Raw genomic sequence first — 24,007 nt, forward strand, 5'->3', positions numbered from 1 at the left:
TTTTCGGGGGGTTTTCGGGCGGGGGCCGGGTCTGGCGGTTTCTCGGGTGGGGGGTGTTGCCAAGCGCGCGGGGGGCCCCGCCCGCCCCCCCCCCCCCCCCCCCCGGGCGGGGGGGCGGGGGGCCCGCGGCCCCCGCGCCTCCCGTCCGTCGTGTGATCAGGCCGCGTCGTGGTCCGTCTTGAGGAACTCGACCAGGCTGTCCGCGGTGGTCTCGGCGTCGTCGCCGTTCACCGTGAGGGTGACCTCGTCGCCGTTCTCGATGCCGAGGCCGAGGAGCGCGAGGATGCTGCCGGCGTTCCCGGACTTGTCGCCCTTCGCGATCGTGACCTGGTGGCCGGACGCGGTCACGGTCTGGACGAAGAGGGAGGCCGGGCGTGCGTGCAGGCCGGACGCGCTGGCGACGGTGACGGTGCGGGTGGCTTCGGACATCGATGTACTCCTGTCGATGGGTGGTTGGCTCATGGTAGCGAGCGCGGGGTGGGCGGTTCCGGGGCGGGACGCAGGGTCAGTCGCGGCCGGGCCAGAAGACCTCGGTGCCGGCGGCCTCGACCTCGCGGACGAGGTCGGCGTTCACGCCGGGATCGGTGATGATCGTGTCGATCGCGGCGAGCGGCGCGACGCGGCCGAACTCCTCGCGACCGAACTTGGTGTGGTCGGCGAGCAGGATGCTGCGGCGCGCGGACTTGATCATCGCGGACTTCACGGCGGCCTCGGCCATGTTGTGCGTCGTGAGGCCGCGCTCGGGCGTGATGCCGTTGATGCTGATGAACGCGACGTCCACGCTGACCATCCCGATGAGCTGGTGCGTCCACGTGCCGACGCCGGCGAGCGAGTCGCTGCGGATGTTGCCGCCGAGCAGGTGCAGGTCGATGCCCGGCCGGTTCGCGACCGCCATCGCCACGGGCAGGGAGTGCGTCACGACGGTGAGGCCGCGGTCGGTCGGGAGCAGCTCGGCGAGGCAGATCGTCGAGGTGCCGGCGTCGATCATGACGGACCCGTTCTCGGGCAGCTCGCCGAGCGCGGCCTCGGCGATGACCATCTTCTCGGCCTGGTTGATGCCGCCACGGTCGCCGACCCCCGGGTGCAGGGTGATGCGCTCGACGGGGATCGCGCCACCGTGCGCACGTCGGACCAGCCCGCGCCGCTCGAGCGAGGTGAGGTCGCGGCGGATCGTCTCCGGGGTCACCTCGAGCAGCTCGGCGAGGTCCTTGACGTCGACCCGGCCCTGCGCACGCGCCTGTTCGACGATGCGCTGGTGGCGCTCTGGTGCGTACATCGGGGCCTCGTCGTCTCGGAAGCGGTGGGGGAGTCGGAACGGAACGGACACGACCGGGCACGTCTCCGGCGACAGCGACCCGAACGGATCGGCCACCAGACGCAAACGGGCATCTGTTTCTGCATTTTTATCCCCGGATGTGTTTGTTTGTCAACGTGGATCGGGGTATGGTGCTGCTCAGCCGCACCGGCGGGGTCCCGTCTCCGCGCTGCGCGCACCGAACGAACCACCCCACCGCAAGCGCGCGTGAGATGAAGGAGTCTCGAATGTCCGAACTGCTCGGCACCGGCGTCGGCCGTGGCGTCGCCCACGGCCCCGTGCTCCGCATGGCCGACCCGCTCGGCGAACCGTCGAAGGACGCCCTGACCGGTTCGGCGGACGACGCGAAGCAGGCCGTGGCCGCCGCGATCGCAGCGGTGGCGGAGGACCTCAACAAGCGGGGGCAGCTCGCCGGCGGGGACGCCCAGGCCGTGCTCGAGGCGCAGGCGCTCATGGCGCAGGACCCGACCCTCCTCGACGACGTGCACGCCCGCATCGACGGCGGCACCAACGCCGAGCGCGCCGTGTTCGAGGCGTTCGGCCAGTTCCGCGACCTGCTCGTCTCGATGGGCGGGTACATGGGGGAGCGTGCGGCCGACCTCGACGACGTCGCCCAGCGCATCATCGCCAAGCTCCGCGGCGTCCACGCCCCGGGTGTGCCCGAGTCGGACACCCCCTTCGTGCTCGTCGCCCGTGACCTCGCGCCGGCCGACACCGCACTCCTCGACCTCGACAAGGTCCTCGCCCTCGTCACGCGTGACGGCGGCCCGACCTCGCACACGGCGATCCTCGCCCGTGCCAAGGGCATCACCGCGATCGTCGGCGTGACCGGCGCGGACGACCTGGCCGACGGCACGGTCGTCGTCGTGGACGCCGCCGCCGGCACCGTCGTGACCGACCCGTCGGCCGAACTCGTCGCCGACGTCGAGCAGCGCATCGCCGACCGCCTCGCCGCGGCCGCAGCGCCCCTGACCGCCGGCGCGCTCGCCGACGGGCACACCGTCCCGCTGCTCGCGAACCTCGGCAGCCCGGCCGACGCCGCGGGCGCCGTTGCTCTCGGTGCGGAGGGCGTGGGGCTCTTCCGCACCGAGTTCCTCTTCCTCGACTCGCCGAAGGCGCCGACCGTCGACGAGCAGAAGGACTCCTACAAGCAGCTGCTCGAGGCCTTCCCGGGCAAGAAGGTCGTCGTCCGGGCGCTCGACGCGGGTGCCGACAAGCCCCTGCCGTTCCTCACCGACAAGGACGAGGAGAACCCGGCCCTCGGTCGACGCGGTCTCCGGGCGCTCCGGAACCACCCCGAGGTGCTCCGCGACCAGCTCACCGCGCTCGCCCAGGCCGACGCCGAGACCGAGGCCGACCTCTGGGTGATGGCCCCGATGGTCGCCGACGCCGAGGAGACCGAGTACTTCGTCGACCTCGCCCGCGAGCTCGGGATCCGCACCGCCGGTGTGATGGCCGAGGTCCCCTCGCTCGCGCTGATGGCCGAGCAGGTGTTCACCTCCGCCGACTTCGTGTCGATCGGCACGAACGACCTGACCCAGTACACGATGGCCGCCGACCGCATGCTCGGCACCGTTGCGTCCTACCAGGACCCGTGGCACCCCGCCGTGCTCCGCCTCGTCGCGCAGCTCGGCGCAGCGGGTGCGGACGCCGGCAAGCCCGTCGGCATCTGCGGCGAGGCAGCGGCCGACCCGCTGCTCGCGGTCGTGCTCGTCGGTCTCGGCGCCACGACCCTCTCCATGACCCCCGCGGCCCTGGCCGACGTGCGCGCCGAACTCGGCAAGCACACCCTCGACCAGGCCCGCGAGATGGCCCAGGCGGCACTCGCCGCGAGCACGGCGGCGGCCGCCAAGTCCGCCGCGGCCGCGACGCACGCCGCCTGATCCGAACCCCCAGCACCACCTCCCCTCCACACGCAGCAGCAGCACCTCACAGAAAGTCACCGCACATGACAACGTCGTCCGTTGCAGCGCCCGACGCTCCCGCGAAGTCGCGGGGCGGCGCACGCGTCGCCGTTCAGAAGTTCGGCACGTTCCTCTCCGGCATGGTCATGCCCAACATCGCGATCTTCATCGCGTGGGGCATCATCACCGCCTTCTTCATCGAGACCGGCTGGACGCCCGTGGGCATCCTCGGCGGCTTCGGTGAGACGGGCGGCGTCGCGAACGTCGGCCTCGTCGGCCCGATCCTGACCTACCTCATCCCGCTCGCGATCGCGATCCAGGGTGGCCGGATGGTCTACGAGACCCGTGGTGCGGTGGTCGGTTCGATCATGACCATGGGTGTCATCATCGGCGCCAACGGCACGACGATGATCCTCGGCGCGATGATCTGCGGGCCGCTCGGCGCGTACCTCATCAAGCAGATCGACAAGCTCTGGGACGGCAAGATCCGGCCGGGCTTCGAGATGCTCGTGAACAACTACGCGGCCGGCATCCTCGGCTTCGGGCTGGCCATGGCCGGGTTCTTCTGGCTCGCGCCGCTGTTCAAGCTCATCGCCGAGGGCCTCGGCGACGCGGTGAACTTCCTCGTCCAGCACTCGCTGCTCCCGCTCGCCAGCGTGATCATCGAGCCGGCCAAGGTGTTCTTCCTCAACAACGCCATCAACCACGGTGTGCTCGACCAGCTCGGCGCGCAGCAGGTCCAGGAGTCCGGCAAGAGCATCCTCTTCCTGCTCGAGGCGAACCCCGGCCCGGGTCTCGGCATCCTGCTCGCCTTCACCTTCTTCGGTGTCGGCATCGCCCGCTCGACCGCTCCCGGCGCGATCATCATCCAGTTCCTCGGCGGCATCCACGAGATCTACTTCCCGTACGTGCTGCAGAAGCCGGTCCTGTTCATCGCCGTCATCCTCGGTGGTGCCACGGGCGTCGCGACCAACGTCGCGTTTCACTCCGGTCTCGTCGCCCCGGCGTCGCCCGGATCGATCTTCGCGGTGCTCGGTGCGACGGCGAAGGACAGCTTCCTCGGCGTCATCCTCTCGGTCATCCTGTCCGCAGCGGTGTCGTTCGCGGTCGCGTCGTTCTTCCTCATCGCGACCCGCAAGCGTGACCTCGCGAACGGCGGCGGCGACATGAGCGCCGCGATGGCGAAGCTCCAGGCGAACAAGGGCCGCGACGTCAACGCCGCGACCTCGGGCCTGCTCGGCAACAACTCCCCGGCGAACGAGGAGGAGGCCGAGGCCTCGCTCGGTGGCGTCGGTTCGGCGACCACCGCGACCGCGACCCGCGTCCAGAACCTCGTGTTCGCCTGCGACGCCGGCATGGGCTCCAGCGCGATGGGCGCCAGCGTCCTCCGCAACAAGATCAAGAAGGCGGGCATCGAAGGGGTCACGGTCTCCAACAAGGCGATCGCGAACCTCTCCGGTGACGAGGACCTGATCATCACGCAGGAGGAGCTGACGGAGCGCGCGAAGCAGAAGAACCCGAACGCACAGCACGTGTCGGTCGGCAACTTCATGAACGCGCCGCAGTACGACCAGGTCGTCGAACAGCTCAAGAACCAGTAACGAAGTGCAGTATCGGAGGGGACGGGCCACGGCTCGTCCCCTCCACACGTCCACGACGCCACGTCACGAAGCAAGGAGAACCCCGATGCCCGTCCTGCAGGAGAGCCAGATCCGGATCCACACCGAGGACACCGCACCGACCAAGTCGGAGGCGATGAAGGAGGCTGCCGAGATCCTCGAGGCTGCAGGCGCGGTCACGGCGGACTACTACCCGGCGATGCTCGAGCGCGAGAAGAGTGTCTCGACCTACATGGGGAACTTCCTCGCCATCCCGCACGGCACGAACGACGCGAAGGACGCCATCAAGTCCTCGGCGCTGTCGTTCATCCGCTACGCGACCCCGATCGACTGGGACGGCAACCCCGTCCGCTTCGTCGTCGGCATCGCGGGCGTCAACAACGAGCACCTCGACATCCTGTCCAAGATCGCGATCGTGTTCAGCGACGAGGACGAGGTCCAGAAGCTGACCGACGCACCGGACACCGCCGCGATCCTGTCGATCCTCGGCGAGGTCAACGAGTGAGCACCCCCACCGCCGTCCACTTCGGCGCGGGCAACATCGGCCGCGGCTTCGTCGGACTGCTCCTGCACGAGGCCGGCTACGAGGTCGTCTTCGCCGACGTCGCCGCGCCCCTCATCGACGCACTCGCCGCAGCCGACTCGTACACCGTGCACGAGGTCGGTCAGAACGCGCGCGACCACGAGGTCACGAACTTCCGCGCCCTGAACAGCGCCCAGGACGAATCGGCCGTCGTCGCCGAGATCGCCACGGCGTCCATCGTCACCTGCGCCGTCGGACCGAACGTCCTGAAGTTCATCGCACCGGTCATCGCGAAGGCGCTCCAGCAGCGCGACGCGGACGCCGCGCCGATCGCCGTGATGGCGTGCGAGAACGCCCTCAACGCCACCGACCGCCTGCGCGAGTTCATCGTCGAGGCGCTCCCCGCCGACGTCCGCGACCAGGCCCTCGCCAAGGCCGTCTTCGCGAACACCGCGGTCGACCGCATCGTCCCGGCGCAGCCCGAGGGCGCCGGCCTGGACGTCACCGTCGAGACCTACTTCGAGTGGGCCATCGACCGCACGCCGTTCGGCGGGAACGAGCCGGAGATCCCCGGCGCCCACTACGTCGACGGCCTCGCTGCGTCGATCGAGCGCAAGCTCTTCACGGTGAACACCGGGCACGCGACCGTCGCGTACCACGGCTTCCTCGCCGGGGCGGACAAGATCTCGGACGCCATCGCGATCCCCGCGGTCCGGTCCGAGCTCGAGTCCGTGCTCGCCGAGACGAGCGACCTGCTCGTCCGCCGCCACGAGCTCGACCCCGAGGTGCACCGTGCGTACGTGCAGGCCATCATCGGGCGCTTCGAGAACCCGCACCTGCCCGACACCGTGACGCGCGTCGGCCGACAGCCGCTGCGCAAGCTCTCCCGCGACGAGCGCTTCGTGTCGCCCGCCGCCGCCCTCGCCGAGGACGGCACGGAGCCGACGGCGCTGCTCGACGCCATGGGCGCCGCGCTGCGTTTCGACGTGCCGGACGACGAGCAGAGCGTCGAGCTCCAGGCGCTGCTGCGCTCGGACCGGAGCGACGCCGAGGTCGTGACCGAGATCACCGGGCTCGACGAGCAGCACCCGTTGCACGCCGCGTTCGCGGACCGGGTGCGGTCCGCGCGCGCCTAGCGTCCTCGACGCATCCACCTGACGGACTGGAGGCGCGGTGCCGGCTGGCACCGCGCCTCCCGTCCGTTACGCACCCACGTCGGACCGCCGTGTCAGGCCGTCCGCAGCACGAGACCGCCGTGCTCGACGCGCAGGCTGGCAGCGGCCACCAGGCCGAACGGATCACCGTCCAACTGCAGCTGTTCGGGCTCGTCGAGCACGAGGTCGAGTCGCCGCGCCGTCGTGTAGCCGAGTGTCCGCGACCGCGGCAGGAAGCGCGCGAGCAGCCGTCCGAAGCGCGTCCGGTGGTAGAAGCGGTTGAGCGACAGGCCGTAGCCGATCTTCGTCCAGCCGAAGGCGCCACGCGGGCGGAACGCCACCGCGTCGAGGAGTCCGTCGTCCGGCTGCGCTTCGGGGAGGAGCAGCAGGCCCGCCGTGAGGGTCCCGCAGTTGCCCACGATGACGGTGTGCGCCCGCATGCTGTGCTCGTCGCCCTCGTCGAGGCGGTACCGGAGGTCGACCTGGCGGTTGCCGACCACGGACCGCATGATCGGGTCGGAGTAAGCGAGCCAGCCGAAGCGCTTCTTCAGGCCGGCGTTCGTGTCCGCGGCCATCCGGGCGTCGAGCCCGATCCCCGCCATCACGAGGAACGCGTGCTCGGTCGTGTCCCCGTCCGCGGTGGTGAGCGCGGCGAAGGCGACGTCGACGGCACGGTCAGCGCCGTGGAACGCCGACCGGACGGCCGCGGTGACGTCACCGATCGGGATGCCGAGGTTCCGTGCGTAGAGGTTGCCGGTGCCCGTCGGGAGCAGGGCGATCGGGATGCCGGACCCGTGCAGCACCTCGGCTGCGACCCGCAGCGTGCCGTCGCCACCGACGACCAGCACGACGTCGGGTGCGCTGTCACGAGCGGCGCGTGCGGCGGCGCGGCCGTCGTCGTCGGCCGCGGTCTCGAACCAGGCGGTGTCCGCCCAGCCGAGCGACCCCTGCTCGGTGGCGACCGCCGAGCGGAGGGCGGCGAGGTCGACCGCGGAGGGGTTCACGACGACGGCCGCGTGCTGCGGGCCGGCCGTCCGGTGCGTGCGGTCGGGGGCTGCGGGAGTGGAGGGCACCAGTCGACGGTACCGCCGGACGCGAGGCGATCGCGCCGCGGACCGGTGTGTCCGATCCCCGCGGATCCGCCGAACCTGGCAATCGGGACCCTCGCGCACAGGTGAGCGAGCGAGACTCGCGGCACGGCGAGTGCCGGGTGACTTCGACACCTGTGCGGTACCTCTCCTGAACAGGCAGGGGCCGTCATGGCCAGCACGCCCATCGTCCGCTCACTCACCCTCATCGGCACCGGGATCGGACTGGCGGCAGCGCTGGCGCTCGCGTCCTCCGGTCCCGCCTCGGCCGCGACCGTCATCGACGGTCCGATCGGGCTCGGCACGGCCGCGACGTACGGCGTCCTCGGCGCCTCGACCGTCACGAACACCGGGCCCACCACCGTCCAGGGCGACCTCGGCCTCTCCCCGGGGACCTCGATCACCGGGTTCGGCGGACCCGGCAACGGGATCGTGAACGGCACGGTGCACCAGACCGACGCGGCAGCGACCCAGGCCCAGGCCGACACCACGACCGCGTACGACGTCGCGGCGTCGCTGACCCCGACGCAGACCGGCATCTCGGAGCTGAACGGCCTCAGCCTGTCGCCCGGCGTCTACACCGGCGACGCACTGCGACTCGCGGACACCGGGACGCTGACGCTCGCGGGCAGCGCCGACTCCGTGTGGGTGTTCCAGGCCGCGTCGACGCTGACGATCGGATCGGGCACGCGCATCCTCACCACGGGTGGCGCGAGCTCCTGCAACGTCTTCTGGCAGGTCGGCAGTTCGGCGACGATCGGCAGCGCCGCGCAGTTCCAGGGCACGGTCCTCGCGGACCAGTCCGTCACGGCCACCACGGGTGCGACCGTCGTCGGGCGTCTGCTCGCGCGCACCGCGGCCGTCACGCTCGACACGAACACGATCACCGCGCCGACCGGGTGCCCGGCCCCCGGCACCCCCTCCGAGACGGTGGCTCCGACCATCACGTCCGGCACCCCCACGGCCGCGACCGCCGGCACGCCCTACTCGTTCCCGGTGACGGCGACGGGAACGCCCGCGCCCACGTACTCGGACGGCGGGACCCTGCCGCCCGGGCTCACGATCAACCCGACGACCGGGGTCATCTCCGGCACCCCGACGACGCCCGGCACCACGACGGTGACGATCACGGCGGACAACGGCACGGCCCCGGCCGACACCGAGACGTACGTCCTCACCGTCCGCGCTCCCGCGGTGGTCCCCACGCCGACCCCCACTCCGTCGGCACCGACGTCGAGCGCTCCGGCCGTGCCGGTCGCTGCGGGCTCGGGCAGCGGTGGTTCCGGGAACTCCCCGGCGGAACTCGCCTTCACCGGCAGCGACCCGACGGTGCCGCTCACGATCGCCGGAGCACTCCTCGTCGCCGGCTCCGCGCTGCTCGTGCTGCGGGCTCGTACCCTGCGTGCCCGACGACGTCCGGCACCGCGCGCGTAGCGTCGGGAGCATGACGAAACACTGGGTGGCCCCGCGGTTCGGCGGCAGCGAAGTCCTCGAGTACGTCGAGACCGAGGTGCCGGCCCCGGGGCCCGGCGAGGTGACGATCGACGTCCGCGCTGCGGGCATGAACCCCGCCGACACGAAGCACACCCGACAGGGCGACCCGTCGGACCTGCCGATCGCGATCGGCTACGAGGTCGCGGGCGTCCTGAGCGCCGTCGGTCCGGACACCGAGATCGCGTCCGGCGGGGGAGCGGTCGGTGACGAGGTCCTCGCGTTCCGTGTCGAGGGCGGGTGGGCGGAGCGCCTCACGGTGCCGGCGCGGGACGTGTTCGCCAAGCCCGCGACGCTCGGCTTCCCCGAAGCCGCGAACCTCCTGCTCGCCGGCACCACCGCCGCCGACATGCTGCGGGTGACCCGGGCGTCCGGGAACGACACGGTGCTCGTGCACGGGGCCGCCGGCGCCGTCGGGGTCAGCCTCCTGCAGCAGCTGCGGCTCCTCGGAGCGCGGGTCATCGGCACCGCCTCCGAGCGCAACGCCGACACCGTCGCGGCCTTCGGCGGGGAGTGGATCGCCTACGGCGACGGACTCGAGGACCGGGTCCGGGCACTCGTGGCCGACGGCACGGGTGAGGGCGTCGACGTCGCGCTCGACTGCGTCGGGACCGACGAGGCCGTCGACGTCTCGCTCGCGCTCGTCGCGGACCGGTCGCGCATCGTCACGATCGCCGCGTTCGGTCGAGCGGGAGCCGACGGCATCCGGGCGATCGGCGGAGCCCAGCCGGAGAGCAAGGCGTTCCGCGACTCGGTGCGGCAGCGACTCATCGACCTCGCGGGCGACGGGCAGCTCGCCGTCCCCGTCGCGCGGACGTTCCCGCTGGCCGAGGCGAAGTCCGCGGCCGAGGTGCTCGAGTCGCAGCACCCCGGCGGGAAGCTCGCGCTCGTCCCCTGATCCGGCGCGGACGTGGCCGGGGCGTTCTGGTTGAATCGCACTCGTACTTCAGCCAACACCCGAGGGGGACCCATGACCGACCAGTACCCGCCGCAGAACCCGTACGGCCAGCAGCCCGCACCGACCGGGCCCGGGGGCGAACCGCCGATCTGGGCGCCCTGGTACGGCATCTCGTTCGGCAAGGCGTTCTCGCGCTTCTTCAAGAAGTACGCGACGTTCAGCGGCCGCGCGAGCCGCAGCGAGTACTGGTGGTGGTACCTCTGGAGCGCCATCATCGGCACGGTGGCGTCGATCATCACGGGCATCCTGACGGCGGCCACCGGCACGACGACCACCACGACCTCGTCGACGTACGTGGGCTTCTCGACGATGTCGACCAACCCGCTCGCCGGGACGGCCTTCTGGATCGTCGGACTCGCGCTCATCATCCCGACGCTGGCGCTCATCGTGCGACGCCTCCACGACGCGAACATCAGCGGGCTCTTCGCGCTGCTGCTGCTCATCCCGTTCCTCGGTGCGGTCGCGGTGTTCATCATGATGTTCCTGCCGTCGAACCCGCAGGGCGCCCGGTTCGACCGACCGACCGGTTCGCGATGACGACCGGCGGCGAACCCGGGTGGGGACAGCCGGACGGGCAGCAGCCGCCGGCCGGGCAGCCGAACGGCCAGCCCTCCGCGCCGTACGGCCAACACTCGGCGCCGTACGGGCAGCAGAACGGCCAGCAGTACGGCCAGACGTTCCCGCCCTACGGTCAGCCGTACGCGCAGCTCCAGCCCCCGATCCCGGTCGGGCCGGACGGCACGCCCCCGCTCTGGGCACCCTGGTACGGCATCGGCTTCCTCGACGCCGCCACGCGGTTCTTCAAGAAGTACGCGCGGTTCGACGGGCGCGCCAGCCGGAGCGAGTTCTGGTTCTGGGCGCTCGCCAACGGGCTGGTCAACCTCGTCTTCCTCGGCGCCTACCTCGTCGCGCTGTTCTCCTGGATCGCGGCGAACACCTCGACCGACGCGTACGGCGTGGCACGGTCCGACGCCGTGGGGCCGCCCGTCGTCGCGCTGCTGATCGGCGGGGTCTGGGGGCTCTGGTGGCTCGCGACGATCGTGCCGAGCCTGGCCCTGGGGTGGCGCCGGGTGCACGACGCGAACCTGGCCGGACCGTTCTGGCTCATCGCGCTGTTCGTCGGGATCGCCGGGATCGTCTTCGGCGCCCTCGAGTCGAACCCGGCCGGTGCGCAGTACGACCGCCCCGACCTCGGGTAGCGCGACCACCACGACGAAGCGGCCCGCCCCGGCAGGGGGCGGGCCGCTTCGTCGTGGTGCGGTCGGGGCGCGGGTCAGACCACCCGGAGCCGCGAGAGCGAACCGTCCACGACCAGGTCGCGCACCGTGACGGACGGATCCGCCGTCTGGAAGCGCAACGCGCCTCCGGGCTGGTCGAACCAGGGCTGGACGAACCGGACCGTCACCAGGAACGGCCGTTCGACCAGGTAGCGGTGCGTCTCGGGTGCCGACGCGACGTGCGGCGGCAGTGAGCGCTGCGGCAGCGGGGTGTCGAGCGGGTGCAGCAGGTAGCCGTCCGGGCCACCGACGCGGTCCACCGGCACGCCGGCCGGCACCTGGATCGTGAGGCCCTGCTCGCCCGCCTGCGCCACCTGCTGCGCGAGCTGCGGGTACGTCGACGCCGCCCGGTCGCGGAGCCCGTCGAGCTCGTACCGGGGGATGTCCTTCGGCGCCGGGAACGGCCGGTTGAGGAAGCGACGGAGCATCTCGACCGCGTCCGCTTCGCCCCGGGCGGTCGCGAGACGCCGCGCGGTGCCGTAGTCGACGACCTCGAGCGCGAAGTCGCCCGTGCCCTCGACCGCGACGACGCGCAGCGCGCCCTCGACCGGGGGCTCGTGCAGGGTCTCTCCTGGGAGCTGCACGTAGCGGATCGTGTAGCCGAGCTGGTCGAGGATGGGGCGGGTGTCCGCGAAGGTCATGGAGCGGAGCCTATCGGTGGTGCCCCTGACGTGCCTTGGACGGAGCCGAGCGTCGGCCCCGTCCCGGCGACGTCGTCAGGCTCGGCCCCGCATGACGGCCTGCTTGACCTCGGAGATCGCCTTCGTGACCTGGATGCCACGCGGGCAGGCGTCGGTGCAGTTGAAGGTCGTGCGGCAGCGCCACACGCCCTCCTTGTCGTTGAGGATGTCGAGCCGGACGTCGGCCGCGTCGTCGCGCGAGTCGAAGATGAACCGGTGCGCGTTCACGATGGCGGCGGGGCCGAAGTACTGGCCGTCCGTCCAGAACACCGGGCAGGACGACGTGCACGCGGCGCAGAGGATGCACTTCGTGGTGTCGTCGAAGCGCGCACGGTCGGCCACCGACTGGATGCGCTCCTTGCCCGGGGTGGGGGCGGCCGCGGGCTGCAGGAACGGCTGGACCTCTCGGAAGGACTTGAAGAACGGCTCCATGTCGACGACGAGGTCCTTCTCGAGCGGCAGGCCCTTGATCGCCTCGACGTAGATCGGCTTCGACACGTCGAGGTCCTTGATCAGCGTCTTGCACGCCAGCCGGTTGCGCCCGTTGATGCGCATGGCGTCGGAGCCGCAGACACCGTGCGCGCAGGAGCGCCGGAAGGTCAGGGAGCCGTCCTGGTCCCACTTGATCTTGTGGAGTGCGTCGAGGATGCGATCGGTCGGCAGCATCATGACGTCGAAGTCCTGCCAGCGCGGCTCGTCGTCGACGTCCGGGTCGAACCGGCGGATGATGAGCGTCACCGGGAACGATCCGGGAGGGGCGTCCTGCACGGTGTCGGTGCGGGGTGCGTCGGAGACCAGGGTGTCGGTCATCTCAGTACTTCCTCTCCATCGGCTGGTACCGCGTCACGACGACTGGCTTCCAGTCGAGGGTGATGTGGTCGTCGGCGAGTGACGAGTGCGGGTCGCCCGTCAGGTACGCCATGGTGTGCTGCATGTAGTTCTCGTCGTCGCGCTTCGGGTAGTCGTCACGCATGTGGCCGCCGCGGGACTCCTTGCGGTTCCGCGCGGAGTACACGACGACCTCGGCGAGGTCGAGCAGGAACCCGAGCTCGACGGCCTCGAGCAGGTCGGTGTTGAACCGCTTGCCCTTGTCCTGCACGGAGACCTGCAGGAAGCGGTTCCGGAGCGTGTGGATGGTCTCGGTGACGCGGGCGAGCGACTCGTCGGTGCGGAACACCTGCGCGTTCTTGTCCATCTCGTCCTGCAGTTCCTTGCGGAGCACGGCGATGCGCTCGGTGCCGGTCGAGGCACGGAGCTGGGCGAGCATGTCGCGGACGCCGGCGGCCGGGTCCTCGGGCAGGGGGAGGAACTCGGCGGTCTTGACCCACTCGGCCGCGTTGTTGCCCGAGCGCTTGCCGAAGACGTTGATGTCGAGCAGCGAGTTGGTGCCGAGGCGGTTCGAGCCGTGGACGGACACGCAGGCGCACTCACCGGCGGCGTAGAGCCCGGGGACGACCGTGGTGTTGTCGTACAGGACCTCGGCGTCGGTGTTGGTCGGGATGCCGCCCATCGCGTAGTGCGCCGTCGGCATGACGGGCACCGGCTCGACGACCGGGTCGACACCGAGGTAGGTGCGCGCGAACTCGGTGATGTCGGGGAGCTTGGTCTCGAGCACCTCGGCCCCGAGGTGCGTGCAGTCGAGCAGCACGTAGTCCTTGTTCGGCCCGGCGCCACGGCCCTCGGCGACCTCTTGCACCATGCACCGGGCGACGATGTCACGCGGGGCGAGGTCCTTGATGGTGGGGGCGTAGCGCTCCATGAACCGCTCGCCCGAGGCGTTGCGGAGGATCGCGCCCTCGCCGCGGGCGCCCTCGGTGAGGAGGATGCCGAGGCCGGCGAGTCCGGTCGGGTGGAACTGGAAGAACTCCATGTCCTCGAGCGGGAGGCCGGTGCGCCAGACGATGCCGACGCCGTCGCCGGTCAGGGTGTGTGCGTTCGAGGTGGTCTTGTACATCTTGCCGAAGCCACCGGTCGCGAAGATCATCGCCTTGGCGTGGAAGACGTGGAGGTCACCGGTCGCGAGCTCGTACGCCACGACACCGGCGGGCTGCTTGCGGGTGACGCCGTCCTCGCCGACGACGTCGACCATGATGAGGTCGAGCGCGTAGAACTCGTTGAAGAAGTTCACGCCGAGCTTCACGCAGTTCTGGAACAGCGTCTGCAGGATCATGTGGCCCGTGCGGTCCGCGGCGTAGCAGGCCCGGCGGACGGGGGACTTGCCGTGGTCGCGGGTGTGACCGCCGAAGCGCCGCTGGTCGATCTTGCCCTCGGGCGTGCGGTTGAACGGCAGGCCCATGTTCTCGAGGTCGATGACCGCGTCGATGGCTTCCTTTGCGAGGATCTCGGCGGCGTCCTGGTCGACCAGGTAGTCGCCGCCCTTGATCGTGTCGAAGGTGTGCCACTCCCACGAGTCCTCTTCGACGTTGGCGAGCGCCGCGGCCATCCCGCCCTGCGCCGCACCGGTGTGCGAACGCGTCGGGTACAGCTTCGAGATGACGGCCGTCTTCGCCTTCGGGCCGGCCTCGATGGCGGCACGCATGCCGGCACCGCCCGCGCCGATGATGACGATGTCGAACTGGTGGTGGTGAACGGTGGTCTCGGTCACTGGGGCCTTTCAGGAGTGGTGCCGTGCCGGCAGGGGCGTGCGGCGGCGAGGTCGAGGACGCGTGCTGCGGCTACTGGGCCGGGCAGAACGACGGCAGGTCCGCGGCGGCTGCGCCGGCGGGGCACGGGTCGAACGTCCAGCACACGAGCAGGCCGAGCACGATGAGCACGACGCAGGCGATGAGGATCGCGACGAGCAGGGTCTTGCGGATGCCCGGCTTCGAGACGTAGTCGTTGACGATCGTCCGCATGCCGTTCGAACCGTGGATCAGCGCGAGGACGAGCATGAGCGAATCCCACACCTGCCAGAACGGCGACGCCCACTTGCCGGCGACGAACGCGAAGTCGATCTGCTTGACGCCTTCGCCCGCCACCATGTTGACGAAGAGGTGCCCGAAGATCAGCACGACGAGCAGGACGCCCGAGCCGCGCATGTAGATCCAGCCCCACTTCTCCCAGTTGGTGGAGCGGCGGGCTGCTGCTGCCGAGCGCGGGGGCTCGATGGTCTGCGTGGTCATCCGGATGCCCCCTAGTTGAAGTCCGCGACGAGGTTCATGAGCTGGCGCGGCAGGAAGCCGGCGATGGCGATGGCCCAGAGGACGATCACGATCCAGAACATGGACCGCTGGTACTTCGGGCCCTTCGACCAGAAGTCGATGAGGATGATCCGGAGCCCGTTGAACGCGTGGAAGACGATGGCCATCACGAGCGCGATCTCACCGAGGTTCATGATCGGCGTCTTGTACGTGCCGATGACCGCGTTGTACGCCTCGGGGGAGAGCCGCACGAGGGCGGTGTCGAGGATGTGCACGAGCAGGAAGAAGTAGATCGCCACACCGGTGATGCGGTGCAGGACCCAGGACCACATGCCGGTGGACCCCCGGTAGAGCGTCCCCTGCGGTGTCCGAGAAGCGCGCGGCGCCTCGATCGTCACCTGGGGTGCGGCGGTCGCCGTACCCCCTGCGGTCTGCTCGGCCATGAGCTCGTCCTCCCATAGGACGGGCTCGCCCGATCGGCGAGCCCTTGCCGTTCGTGTTCGTGTGGAACACGACCCATCCTATGCGCGTGCGCTGACCTTCTCGTGCCAACCGGTCCGGGCACCCCGCGTCGTGGCGGGCGGCGCGCCGATCGTGCGGGCCGTGTCGTGGTGGTCGAGCAGTTCGTCGCCGATCGCCTCCCACGTCGTCCCCTCGACCCGGAGGCGCCCGGCGGAGCCCATCCGCTCGGCCAGGGCGCGGTCGTGGTGCAGGGCGAGGACGGCTCGGCGCAGGGCCTGTGGCTCGTCCGGGTCGTACAACTCGCCGTCGAGTCCCGGCGCGACGAGGTCGAGCGGCCCGCCGGCGCTCGGCGCGACGACCGGCAGCCCGCTGGCGTGCGCCTCCTGCAGGGTCTGGCCGAATGTCTCCGCCGGTCCCGTGTGGACGAACAGGTCCAGGGCCGCGTAGGCGTCCGCGAGCGCGTCCCCGCGGAGCGGACCGGTGAACGTGACGTCCAGGTGGCGGAGGCGCCGTTCGAGCGCGGCCCGGGAGGGACCACCGCCCGCGACCACGATCCGGATCCCGGGGATGCCGCCGAGCTCGGCGAGCCGCTCGACCTCCTTCTCGGGCGCGAGCCGCCCGACGTACCCGACGATGGTCTCGCCGCGCGGGGCGATCCGCCGCCGGAGCGCCCGCACGTGCGCCGACGAGCGGCGCGCGGGGTGGAACAGCTCGGTGTCGACGCCGCGGCCCCAGCGCGCGACGCGGGGGACGCCGTCCTCGGCGAGCATCGCCGCGGTCGCGCTCGACGGCGCGAGCGTCAGCGAGGCGCCGGCGTGGATGCGTCCGAGGATCTTCCGCACCAACGGGACGGTCGCGGTCAGGCCGTTGCGGCGGGCGAACCCGGCCACGTCGGTCTGGAAGACGGCGACGGAGGGGATGCCGAGCCTCCCGGCCGCCGTGATCGCGCGCCCGCCCAGCAGGAACGGACTCGCGGCGTGGAGCACGTCGGCGCCGGAGGCGGCGAGGATCGTGTCGAGCACCGGGTGGGGGAGCGCGACCGGGAACTGGCGGTACGCGACGGCCGGGACCCGGTGGACGTCGAAGGAGCGGTACCGCTCCACCGCGGTCCGCGAGCGGAACTGCGCGATGCCGGGGGTGTCCGGCGCGATGACGACCGCGCGGTGACCGCGGCGTTCCAGGTGGTCCAGCACCGCGAGGACGCTGGTGGTGACGCCGTTGAGGGTGGGCAGGAAGCTCTCGGTCACGACGGCGACGGTCCGTTGGGACGTGCCGCGCTCCACGCTGCGTGCGTTCATGGCGGTGTCCATGGTCCGCGCGCGGCGTGTCCCCGCGGGGCCGTCGACGTGAACGCCCGGCACGCAGGCGGTGAACAGCCGCGTCGGCGGGTGGCGAACGGTCGCGTCCGCGGGTGGTGGACGAACGGACTGGAGGCGCGGCGCACGACCGGCGGGCCGGCTGCGGGGGCCGTGTGCGGACTCCCGCACCGCGTGCGTGCGGGAAGCGTGCGGGAACCACCCAGGTCGCGCCCGGCCGCACCGGTACGGTGAGCACGTGGCAGACGCACTCGAGGACTTCTACGCGATCATCCCCGCCGGGGGCATCGGATCGCGGCTCTGGCCGTTGTCGCGTGCGGACGCGCCCAAGTTCCTGCACGACCTGACCGGGTCCGGCACCTCGCTGCTCCGGCAGACGTGGGACCGTCTCGCGCCCCTGGCCGGCGAGCAGCGGATCATGGTCGTCACCGGCCGTGCGCACCGCGTCGCCGTCGAGTCGCAGCTCCCCGGCGTCGAGGACCACAACGTGGTGCTCGAGAGCGAGCCGAAGGACTCCACGGCGGCCATCGGCCTGGCCGCGGCGATCCTGCGCCGCCGCGAGCCGGACGTCGTCATCGGCTCCTTCGCGGCCGATCACGTCATCGGTGACGCCCGGGGTTTCCGCCGGTCGGTCCGCGAAGCGGTCGTCGCCGCACGCGCCGGCTACATCACGACGATCGGCATCACGCCGACCGAGCCGGCGATCGGCTTCGGGTACATCCACGCGCACGACGACCCGATCGGCATCGAGGGCGCCCCGACCGCCCACGCGGTGCGCTCCTTCGTTGAGAAGCCCGACCTCGACACCGCGCGCTCGTACGTCGAGCAGGGCACCTACCTCTGGAACGCGGGCATGTTCATCGCCCGCGCCGACGTGCTGCTCGCCGAGATCGGCCGGACGAAGCCCGAGCTGCTCGCCGGCATCGAGGAGCTCGCCGACGCGTGGGACACCTCGGCCCGTGGTGCCGTCGTGGACGCGGTGTGGCCGAACCTCGAGAAGATCGCCATCGACTACACGGTCGCCGAGCCCGCCGCCGCCGCTGGGCGCATGGCGGTCATCCCCGGCGACTTCGACTGGGACGACGTCGGCGACTTCGCCTCGCTCGCGAAGCTGCAGTCCGGCGGCCGTGCGAACAACCTCGCGGTGCTCGGGGACGGCGCTCGCATCCTCGCGGATTCGTCGAGCGGCATCGTCGTCTCGCACAGCCAGCGGCTCATCTCGCTCATCGGCGTCGAGGACATCGTCGTCGTGGACACCCCCGACGCCCTGCTCGTGACCACCAGTGCGAACGCGCAGCGCGTCAAGGGTGTGGTGGATGCACTGAAGATCAGCGGCCGCGGCGACGTCCTGTAGCGCTCCATCACGAAAAGCGCTTGACGTCCCCCGAACTGGGGGCAGAACCGTGACTTCGCGTTACGGGCGCGTTTCGGCGCGGTCGCGATCCCGTAACTGATCCCAGGAGTCCCTCAGGGGCGTTCTGTACCGGCCGGGCGGTCGTGTACTGTCGCCACGATCGCCCGGAACGCACGTGGTCCGGGCACGCTCCCCGGAGGAACCCACCCGTGACATCTCGTACCCGTCAGGTCCTGCTGAGCTCCCTCGCGCTCGCCGGTACCGTCGCCGTCCTCGCCGGTTGCTCGGCCGCCCCGTCCGACACCGCGTCCGGCGACAACAAGACCAGCTTCCGCCCCTGCATGGTCTCCGACGCCGGTGGCTTCGACGACAAGTCGTTCAACCAGCTCGGGTTCGAGGGCATGAAGGACGCCGCGTCCGACCTCGGTGCCACCTACAAGTCGGCCGAGTCCAAGGACGCCACCGTCTACGACTCGAACATCGAGCAGCTCATCGGCCAGAACTGCAACCTCATCGTCACCGTCGGCTTCAACCTCGCCGACGCCACGAAGAAGCAGGCCGCGGCGAACCCCGACACCGACTTCGCGATCATCGACGACAACTCGATCGACGCGAAGAACGTCAAGCCGATCACGTTCGACACCTCGCAGGCGGCGTTCCTCGCCGGCTACGCGGCCGCCTCGTACTCGAAGAGCGGCGTCGTCGGCACCTTCGGTGGCATGCAGATCCCGACCGTCACCATCTTCATGGACGGCTTCGCGGACGGCGTGAAGTACTACAACGAGCAGAAGTCGAAGGACGTCAAGGTCGTCGGCTGGGACGTCGACAGCCAGAAGGGCTCCTTCACGGGCGGCTTCGAGGCCGGCACGCAGGCCAAGGCCGTCGCGCAGACCCTGATCGACCAGGACGCCGACGTGATCCTGCCCGTCGGTGGCCCGATCTACCAGTCGGCAGCCGAGGCCATCAAGGACGCGAACAACGGCTCCGTGCTGATCGGTGCGGACAGCGACCTCTACGAGGCCGACCCGCGCTACAAGGACATCGCGTTCACGTCCGTCGAGAAGGGCATGCGCCCCGCCGTCAAGGACGTCGTCGAGCAGGCCGCCGACAAGAAGTACTCCAACGAGCCGTACGTCGGCACGCTGAAGAACGACGGCGTCGGCATCGCGCCGTTCCACGACTACGCCGACAAGGTCGACAGCGGCCTCGAGAAGGAGCTCGACACCATCAAGTCGGGCATCATCGACGGCTCGATCAAGGTCGAGACCAAGGCGACCGTCAAGTAGTCCGGTGAACGCGGGCGGGGGAACCTCCCTCGCCCGCGTTTCCGTGCGTCGATCACAGAAACAGACCCAGAGAACATGAAGCTCGAACTCCGCGGCATCACGAAGCGGTTCGGCCCCCTCGTCGCCAACGACCACATCTCGCTCACCGTCGAGCCCGGTGAGGTCCACTGTCTCCTCGGGGAGAACGGCGCCGGCAAGTCGACCCTGATGAACGTCCTGTACGGCCTGTACCAGGCGGACGAGGGCGAGATCCTCCTCGACGACGTCGTCCAGGACTTCGACGGACCCGGTGACGCCATGCGTTCCGGCATCGGCATGGTGCACCAGCACTTCATGCTCGTCCCCGTCTTCACCGTCGCCGAGAACGTCATGCTCGGCCAGGAGCAGACCGCGTTCGGCGGCCGGCTCGACCTCGCCGGCGCCCGCAAGCGCGTGCGGGAGATCTCCGAGCGCTTCGGGTTCGACGTCGACCCGGACGCCAAGGTCGAGGACCTCCCCGTCGGTGTCCAGCAGCGGGTCGAGATCATCAAGGCGCTGTCCCGCGACGCCTCGGTCCTGGTGTTCGACGAGCCGACGGCCGTCCTCACCCCGCAGGAGACCGACGAGCTGATGGGCATCATGCGGCAGCTCCGTGCGGCCGGCACCGCGATCGTGTTCATCACCCACAAGCTGCGCGAGGTCCGCGAGGTCGCCGACCGCATCACCGTGATCCGCCTCGGCAAGGTCGTCGGCGAGGCATCGCCCACCGCGACGAACAACGAGCTCGCGGCGCTCATGGTCGGCCGTGCCGTCTCCCTCGTCGTCGACAAGGCACCGGCCACCGGTGGTGAGGACGCCCTCGTCGTCGACGGGCTGACCGTCACCGACCCGTCCGGCATCGTCCTCGTCGACGACGTCTCGTTCACGGTCCGGCGCGGCGAGGTCCTCGCCATCGCCGGGGTGCAGGGCAACGGGCAGACCGAGCTGACCGAGGCGATCCTCGGCCTCGAGCCGGTGCACGCCGGCCACGTCACGCTCGACGGGCGCGAGCTCACCGGCCGCACCGTCAAGCAGATCCTCGACGCCGGCGTCGGCTTCGTCCCGGAGGACCGGAAGGAAGACGGGCTCGTCGGCGAGTTCACCATCGCCGAGAACCTCATGCTCGACCGTGCCGACCACGCCGAGTTCGTCCGCGCCGGCACGATCCGATCGGCGGAGCGCGACGCGTTCGCCGACGAGAAGATCGCCGAGTTCGACATCCGCACGCCGGGCCGCACCACCGCGGCCGGCCGGCTGTCCGGCGGCAACCAGCAGAAGATCGTCCTCGCCCGCGAGCTGAGCCGCGACCTGCGCCTCTTCGTCGCGGCACAGCCGACCCGCGGCATCGACGTCGGGTCGATCGAGTTCGTGCACAAGCGCATCGTCGCCACCCGCGACACCGGTGTCCCGGTCATCGTCGTCTCCACGGAGCTCGACGAGGTCGTGGCACTCGCCGACCGGATCGCCGTGATGTACCGCGGCGGGATCGTCGGCATCGTCCCTGCGGACACCCCGCGCGACGTCCTCGGCCTGATGATGGCCGGGGAACTCCCAGAAGGAACGGAACAGGTCGCATGATGGCCGGGGAACTCACAGAGCCCACCACGACCGGAACGGAGCTGGCAGCGTGAGCAACACGCCAGACAACACGCAGCCGGATGCCCAGCCGACGGCCGACACGCAGCCGGACGCACCGCTGACCGACGACCGCCTGCAGGACGTCGAGTCCACCCCGCACCTCATGACGGACTCCGCCGAGGACACCGAGCGACGCCAGGGCGGCGACCGCTGGCAGGCCGCACTGCAGGGCATCGTCAACGGCTCCGCGCTCGTCACGGTCCTCGCCGTCGTGCTCGCCCTCGTCGCGTGCGGCATCCTCATCGCCATCACCGACGAGAACGTCCGCTCGGCCGCCGGGTACTTCTTCGCCCGTCCGGCCGACACCTTCCGGGCGATCGGCACCGCGGTCGGCGGGGCGTACGCGTCGCTGTTCGAGGGGTCCGTCGTCAACTTCGGCGCGTCGAGCTTCCAGCAGGCCATCGTCCCGCTGACCCGCTCGATCGACTACGCCGTGCCGCTCATCGCGGCCGGTCTCGGCATCGCGCTGTCGTTCCGCGCCGGCCTGTTCAACATCGGCGGCCAGGGCCAGATCCTGATGGGCGCCGCGGCGGCCGGCTGGGTCGGCTTCTCGTTCGACGGCCCCGCGGCGATCCACATCCCGCTCACGATCGTCGCCGGCATCGTCGGCGGTGCGGTGTGGGCCGGGATCGTCGGCGTCCTCAAGGCGCGGACCGGTGCCAACGAGGTCGTCCTCACCATCATGCTCAACTACGTCGCGCTGTACCTCGTGAGCTACCTGCTCCGCACGCCGGGCCTGCTGCAGGCGCCGGGCAGCCCGAACCCGATCTCGCCCGCGACGAAGGACAGCGCGGTGCTCCCGCCGCTGTTCGGGGTGCGCTACGGCGTGGACCTCGGCTTCGTCGTGGCGATCATCGCGGTCGTCGTCGTGTGGTGGCTCGTGAACAAGTCCTCGCTCGGCTTCCGCTTCCGCACCATCGGTGAGAACCCGCGTGCCGCTCGCGTGGCGGGCATGAGCGTGCCGTCCCTGACCATCTGGGTCCTCGTCATCTCCGGTGCCCTCGTCGGCATCGCCGGCGCGTACCAGGTGCAGGGCGCGGTCACGACCGGGTTCACCTCCGGCATCGACGCCGGCATCGGGTTCGACGCCATCACCGTGGCGCTGCTCGGCCGGTCGAAGCCGTGGGGCGTGTTCTGGGCCGCGATCCTGTTCGGCGTCCTGAAGAACGGCGGCTACGCCATGCAGGCCGCGAACGGCATCCCGATCGACATCGTGGGCGTCATCCAGGCCCTCATCGTCCTCTTCATCGCGGCGCCGCCGCTCGTCCGCGCGATCTTCCGGATCCCGCAGCCGGGCGCCCGTCGCCGAACCCGCAACAAGCAGAGCAAGAAGGCGGTCGCCGCGTGAGCACCATGACCCCCACCGCGGTCCCCGCGCTCCCCGCGCAAGGCCGCGGCCTCGAGACGACCCGCAGCTGGAAGGCCGCGATCGGGTACGGCGTCTTCACCGTGATCGCGCTGCTGCTCTTCGGCGTCGCACACCGACCGGGCACGGCCACGTTCCGCCTGTCCTCCAAGGGCGACTTCTTCGCTCTGCCGAACCTCCCACTGCCGTCCACGGCTACGGGCGTCGTCGTCATCGTGCTCCTCGCACTCGCCACCGTCTATGCGGTCGTCGAGACGCGCGCGTTCCGTCGGGTCCGCCTGTGGGTGACCGCGCTGTTCGCGATCGTGTTCGTCGTGGGCTTCCTCGCCTGGGCCGTCGCGGGTGACTCGATCACGATTCCGGGCATGCTCGTGGGCGCGCTCGGTCTGAGCGTCCCGCTCGTGTTCGGCGCCCTCGGCGGCGTGATCTCGGAGCGTGTCGGCGTCGTGAACATCGCCATCGAGGGCCAGTTCCTCGCCGGTGCGTTCACCTCGGCGCTCGTCGCGTCGGTCACGGGTACACCGTGGGCCGGCCTCGTCGGTGCCGTCGTCGCCGGTGTCCTGGTGTCGTTCATCCTCGCGGCGTTCAGCATCAAGTACCTCGTCGACCAGGTGATCGTCGGTGTCGTCATCAACGCCTTCGTCTCCGGGCTGACCGGCTTCCTGTACTCGCAGGTGCTCTCGCCGAACGCGTCGACGCTCAACGTGGGCCTGCGCTTCCCGAAGCTCGAGATCCCGCTGCTGCACCAGATCCCGATCATCGGCCCGATCTTCTTCGAGCAGACCGTCGTGGTGTACCTGGCGTACGTGGCGGTGGCGGTGGTCACGTTCGGGCTCTTCAAGACCCGGTGGGGCCTGCGCCTCCGCTCCGTCGGCGAGCATCCGCAGGCCGCGGACACGGTCGGTATCAACGTGAACCGCACCAGGTTCTGGAACGTCTCGCTCGCGGGCGCCATCGCCGGTCTCGGCGGTGCGTACTTCACGCTCGACGCGGTCGGCGGTTTCACGAAGGACATGACCGCCGGCGCTGGCTACATCGCGCTCGCCGCCGTGATCTTCGGTCGCTGGGACCCGATCCGTGCGATGCTCGCGGCCCTGCTGTTCGGGTTCGCGTCCAACCTGCAGAACGCGCTCAGCGTCGTCCAGGGTTCGCCCGTCCCGAGCGAGTTCCTGCTCATGCTCCCGTACGTGGTGACGATCCTCGCGGTCGCCGGCCTGGTCGGGCAGGTGCGCGGTCCCGCGGCGGCCGGCAAGCCGTACATCAAGAGCTGACGGCCAGGAGGCACGGCACATGACCGACACGCACGCTTCGGGCGACGACCGGGTCGCGTCCACCGACGCGACCGCCTGGGCGGACCCGGCCACGGCCCTGGACGGGCGCGGCGGCCGGACCGCCGCCGACGGGACGGGGGCCGAGCC

22 protein-coding genes are annotated in these 24,007 nt (G+C 70.7%); 13 read left to right on the top strand and 9 right to left on the bottom strand.

The features are described from left to right. Nucleotides 1-156: 156 nt before the first annotated feature. A complete protein-coding gene (locus tag ACIPKM_RS11060) occupies nt 157-429 on the bottom strand; it encodes an HPr family phosphocarrier protein (RefSeq protein ID WP_070418429.1) in 273 nt (90 codons plus the stop codon). Between the two features lie 76 nt (nt 430-505). After that, nucleotides 506-1,276: a DeoR/GlpR family DNA-binding transcription regulator gene (locus tag ACIPKM_RS11065; protein WP_070419505.1), complete on the bottom strand. Its 771-nt coding sequence runs from the start codon at nt 1,274-1,276 to the stop codon at nt 506-508. A 266-nt stretch (nt 1,277-1,542) separates the two neighbouring features. On the opposite strand from ACIPKM_RS11065, the gene ptsP reads away from it, so the two are divergent. The 4 genes from ptsP (at nt 1,543) to ACIPKM_RS11085 (ending at nt 6,497) form a co-directional block, all read left to right on the top strand. Then, nucleotides 1,543-3,198 carry a phosphoenolpyruvate--protein phosphotransferase gene (gene ptsP / locus ACIPKM_RS11070; protein WP_083403184.1) on the top strand — a complete coding sequence of 552 codons (1,656 nt, stop codon included), beginning with the start codon at nt 1,543-1,545 and terminating at the stop codon, nt 3,196-3,198. Nucleotides 3,199-3,263: 65 nt separating this feature from the next. Continuing rightward, on the top strand, nt 3,264-4,820 hold the full coding sequence (locus tag ACIPKM_RS11075) for a PTS mannitol transporter subunit IICB (protein WP_336698474.1): 1,557 nt from the start codon (nt 3,264-3,266) through the stop codon (nt 4,818-4,820). 85 nt (nt 4,821-4,905) lie between these two features. Beyond that, nucleotides 4,906-5,343 carry a PTS sugar transporter subunit IIA gene (locus ACIPKM_RS11080; protein ID WP_022907882.1) on the top strand — a complete coding sequence of 146 codons (438 nt, stop codon included), beginning with the start codon at nt 4,906-4,908 and terminating at the stop codon, nt 5,341-5,343. Continuing rightward, nucleotides 5,340-6,497: a mannitol-1-phosphate 5-dehydrogenase gene (locus tag ACIPKM_RS11085; protein ID WP_071294737.1), complete on the top strand. Its 1,158-nt coding sequence runs from the start codon at nt 5,340-5,342 to the stop codon at nt 6,495-6,497. The genes ACIPKM_RS11080 and ACIPKM_RS11085 overlap by 4 nt, the downstream gene beginning before the upstream one ends. A gap of 92 nt (nt 6,498-6,589) precedes the next feature. Here ACIPKM_RS11085 and ACIPKM_RS11090 read toward each other — a convergent pair whose 3' ends face one another. After that, complete coding sequence (locus ACIPKM_RS11090) at nt 6,590-7,588, bottom strand: diacylglycerol kinase family protein (protein ID WP_083414139.1); 999 nt, start codon at nt 7,586-7,588, stop codon at nt 6,590-6,592. A gap of 186 nt (nt 7,589-7,774) precedes the next feature. On the opposite strand from ACIPKM_RS11090, the gene ACIPKM_RS11095 reads away from it, so the two are divergent. The 4 genes from ACIPKM_RS11095 to ACIPKM_RS11110 all read left to right on the top strand — a co-directional run bounded on the left by ACIPKM_RS11095 (nt 7,775) and on the right by ACIPKM_RS11110 (nt 11,251). After that, a complete protein-coding gene (locus ACIPKM_RS11095; protein WP_402736727.1) occupies nt 7,775-9,037 on the top strand; it encodes an ice-binding family protein in 1,263 nt (420 codons plus the stop codon). A 10-nt stretch (nt 9,038-9,047) separates the two neighbouring features. Next, nucleotides 9,048-9,992 (top strand): zinc-binding alcohol dehydrogenase family protein, encoded by a 945-nt coding sequence (locus tag ACIPKM_RS11100; protein ID WP_402736728.1) that lies wholly within the window; start codon nt 9,048-9,050, stop codon nt 9,990-9,992. 72 nt (nt 9,993-10,064) lie between these two features. Beyond that, the gene (locus ACIPKM_RS11105; RefSeq protein ID WP_070418434.1) at nt 10,065-10,589 is read left to right on the top strand and encodes a DUF805 domain-containing protein; all 525 of its coding nucleotides are present in this window, start codon (nt 10,065-10,067) and stop codon (nt 10,587-10,589) included. After that, entirely contained in the window at nt 10,586-11,251 is a 666-nt protein-coding gene (locus ACIPKM_RS11110) for a DUF805 domain-containing protein (protein ID WP_306577305.1), read from the top strand. Before ACIPKM_RS11105 ends, ACIPKM_RS11110 begins: the two co-directional genes overlap by 4 nt. Before the next feature lie 74 nt (nt 11,252-11,325). On the opposite strand, the gene ACIPKM_RS11115 is transcribed toward ACIPKM_RS11110, so the two are convergent. The 6 genes from ACIPKM_RS11115 to ACIPKM_RS11140 all read right to left on the bottom strand — a co-directional run bounded on the left by ACIPKM_RS11115 (nt 11,326) and on the right by ACIPKM_RS11140 (nt 16,909). Continuing rightward, nucleotides 11,326-11,970 carry a TNT domain-containing protein gene (locus tag ACIPKM_RS11115; protein WP_070418435.1) on the bottom strand — a complete coding sequence of 215 codons (645 nt, stop codon included), beginning with the start codon at nt 11,968-11,970 and terminating at the stop codon, nt 11,326-11,328. 75 nt (nt 11,971-12,045) lie between these two features. Further along, entirely contained in the window at nt 12,046-12,819 is a 774-nt protein-coding gene (locus ACIPKM_RS11120) for a succinate dehydrogenase iron-sulfur subunit (protein WP_402736729.1), read from the bottom strand. 1 nt (nt 12,820) lies between these two features. Beyond that, nucleotides 12,821-14,614, bottom strand: coding sequence for a succinate dehydrogenase flavoprotein subunit (gene sdhA / locus ACIPKM_RS11125; protein WP_070418437.1), 1,794 nt, complete (start codon nt 14,612-14,614; stop codon nt 12,821-12,823). 70 nt (nt 14,615-14,684) lie between these two features. Beyond that, entirely contained in the window at nt 14,685-15,131 is a 447-nt protein-coding gene (sdhD, locus tag ACIPKM_RS11130) for a succinate dehydrogenase, hydrophobic membrane anchor protein (RefSeq protein WP_070418438.1), read from the bottom strand. An 11-nt stretch (nt 15,132-15,142) separates the two neighbouring features. Continuing rightward, nucleotides 15,143-15,592: a succinate dehydrogenase, cytochrome b556 subunit gene (gene sdhC, locus ACIPKM_RS11135; protein WP_402736730.1), complete on the bottom strand. Its 450-nt coding sequence runs from the start codon at nt 15,590-15,592 to the stop codon at nt 15,143-15,145. A 78-nt stretch (nt 15,593-15,670) separates the two neighbouring features. After that, nucleotides 15,671-16,909, bottom strand: a complete 1,239-nt coding sequence (locus tag ACIPKM_RS11140; protein ID WP_229086419.1) for a glycosyltransferase family 1 protein — start codon at nt 16,907-16,909, stop codon at nt 15,671-15,673. 256 nt (nt 16,910-17,165) lie between these two features. Between ACIPKM_RS11140 and ACIPKM_RS11145 the strand changes: the two genes are divergently transcribed. The 5 genes from ACIPKM_RS11145 (at nt 17,166) to ACIPKM_RS11165 (ending at nt 23,860) form a co-directional block, all read left to right on the top strand. Continuing rightward, the gene (locus ACIPKM_RS11145) at nt 17,166-18,281 is read left to right on the top strand and encodes a mannose-1-phosphate guanylyltransferase (RefSeq protein WP_070418440.1); all 1,116 of its coding nucleotides are present in this window, start codon (nt 17,166-17,168) and stop codon (nt 18,279-18,281) included. Between the two features lie 209 nt (nt 18,282-18,490). After that, complete coding sequence (locus ACIPKM_RS11150; protein ID WP_070418441.1) at nt 18,491-19,567, top strand: BMP family protein; 1,077 nt, start codon at nt 18,491-18,493, stop codon at nt 19,565-19,567. Between the two features lie 75 nt (nt 19,568-19,642). Then, entirely contained in the window at nt 19,643-21,163 is a 1,521-nt protein-coding gene (locus tag ACIPKM_RS11155) for an ABC transporter ATP-binding protein (RefSeq protein WP_402736731.1), read from the top strand. 49 nt (nt 21,164-21,212) lie between these two features. Next, nucleotides 21,213-22,571 (top strand): ABC transporter permease, encoded by a 1,359-nt coding sequence (locus tag ACIPKM_RS11160; protein ID WP_374115163.1) that lies wholly within the window; start codon nt 21,213-21,215, stop codon nt 22,569-22,571. Between the two features lie 5 nt (nt 22,572-22,576). After that, nucleotides 22,577-23,860, top strand: coding sequence for an ABC transporter permease (locus ACIPKM_RS11165; RefSeq protein WP_071295798.1), 1,284 nt, complete (start codon nt 22,577-22,579; stop codon nt 23,858-23,860). Nucleotides 23,861-24,007: the final 147 nt, after the last annotated feature.

Source organism: Curtobacterium sp. NPDC086286 (assembly GCF_044746255.1).
Classification (GTDB): Bacteria; Actinomycetota; Actinomycetes; order Actinomycetales; family Microbacteriaceae; genus Curtobacterium.

What these genes read in the sequence shown, in the direction of transcription:
- ACIPKM_RS11060 (WP_070418429.1), bottom strand. Translation starts at nt 429, where the DNA reads ATGTCCGAAGCCACCCGCACCGTCACCGTCGCCAGCGCGTCCGGCCTG.
- ACIPKM_RS11065 (WP_070419505.1), bottom strand. Translation starts at nt 1,276, where the DNA reads ATGTACGCACCAGAGCGCCACCAGCGCATCGTCGAACAGGCGCGTGCG.
- ptsP (WP_083403184.1), top strand. Translation starts at nt 1,543, where the DNA reads ATGTCCGAACTGCTCGGCACCGGCGTCGGCCGTGGCGTCGCCCACGGC.
- ACIPKM_RS11075 (WP_336698474.1), top strand. Translation starts at nt 3,264, where the DNA reads ATGACAACGTCGTCCGTTGCAGCGCCCGACGCTCCCGCGAAGTCGCGG.
- ACIPKM_RS11080 (WP_022907882.1), top strand. Translation starts at nt 4,906, where the DNA reads ATGCCCGTCCTGCAGGAGAGCCAGATCCGGATCCACACCGAGGACACC.
- ACIPKM_RS11095 (WP_402736727.1), top strand. Translation starts at nt 7,775, where the DNA reads ATGGCCAGCACGCCCATCGTCCGCTCACTCACCCTCATCGGCACCGGG.
- ACIPKM_RS11100 (WP_402736728.1), top strand. Translation starts at nt 9,048, where the DNA reads ATGACGAAACACTGGGTGGCCCCGCGGTTCGGCGGCAGCGAAGTCCTC.
- ACIPKM_RS11105 (WP_070418434.1), top strand. Translation starts at nt 10,065, where the DNA reads ATGACCGACCAGTACCCGCCGCAGAACCCGTACGGCCAGCAGCCCGCA.
- ACIPKM_RS11110 (WP_306577305.1), top strand. Translation starts at nt 10,586, where the DNA reads ATGACGACCGGCGGCGAACCCGGGTGGGGACAGCCGGACGGGCAGCAG.
- ACIPKM_RS11115 (WP_070418435.1), bottom strand. Translation starts at nt 11,970, where the DNA reads ATGACCTTCGCGGACACCCGCCCCATCCTCGACCAGCTCGGCTACACG.
- ACIPKM_RS11120 (WP_402736729.1), bottom strand. Translation starts at nt 12,819, where the DNA reads ATGACCGACACCCTGGTCTCCGACGCACCCCGCACCGACACCGTGCAG.
- sdhD (WP_070418438.1), bottom strand. Translation starts at nt 15,131, where the DNA reads ATGACCACGCAGACCATCGAGCCCCCGCGCTCGGCAGCAGCAGCCCGC.
- sdhC (WP_402736730.1), bottom strand. Translation starts at nt 15,592, where the DNA reads ATGGCCGAGCAGACCGCAGGGGGTACGGCGACCGCCGCACCCCAGGTG.
- ACIPKM_RS11140 (WP_229086419.1), bottom strand. Translation starts at nt 16,909, where the DNA reads ATGAACGCACGCAGCGTGGAGCGCGGCACGTCCCAACGGACCGTCGCC.
- ACIPKM_RS11155 (WP_402736731.1), top strand. Translation starts at nt 19,643, where the DNA reads ATGAAGCTCGAACTCCGCGGCATCACGAAGCGGTTCGGCCCCCTCGTC.
- ACIPKM_RS11165 (WP_071295798.1), top strand. Translation starts at nt 22,577, where the DNA reads ATGACCCCCACCGCGGTCCCCGCGCTCCCCGCGCAAGGCCGCGGCCTC.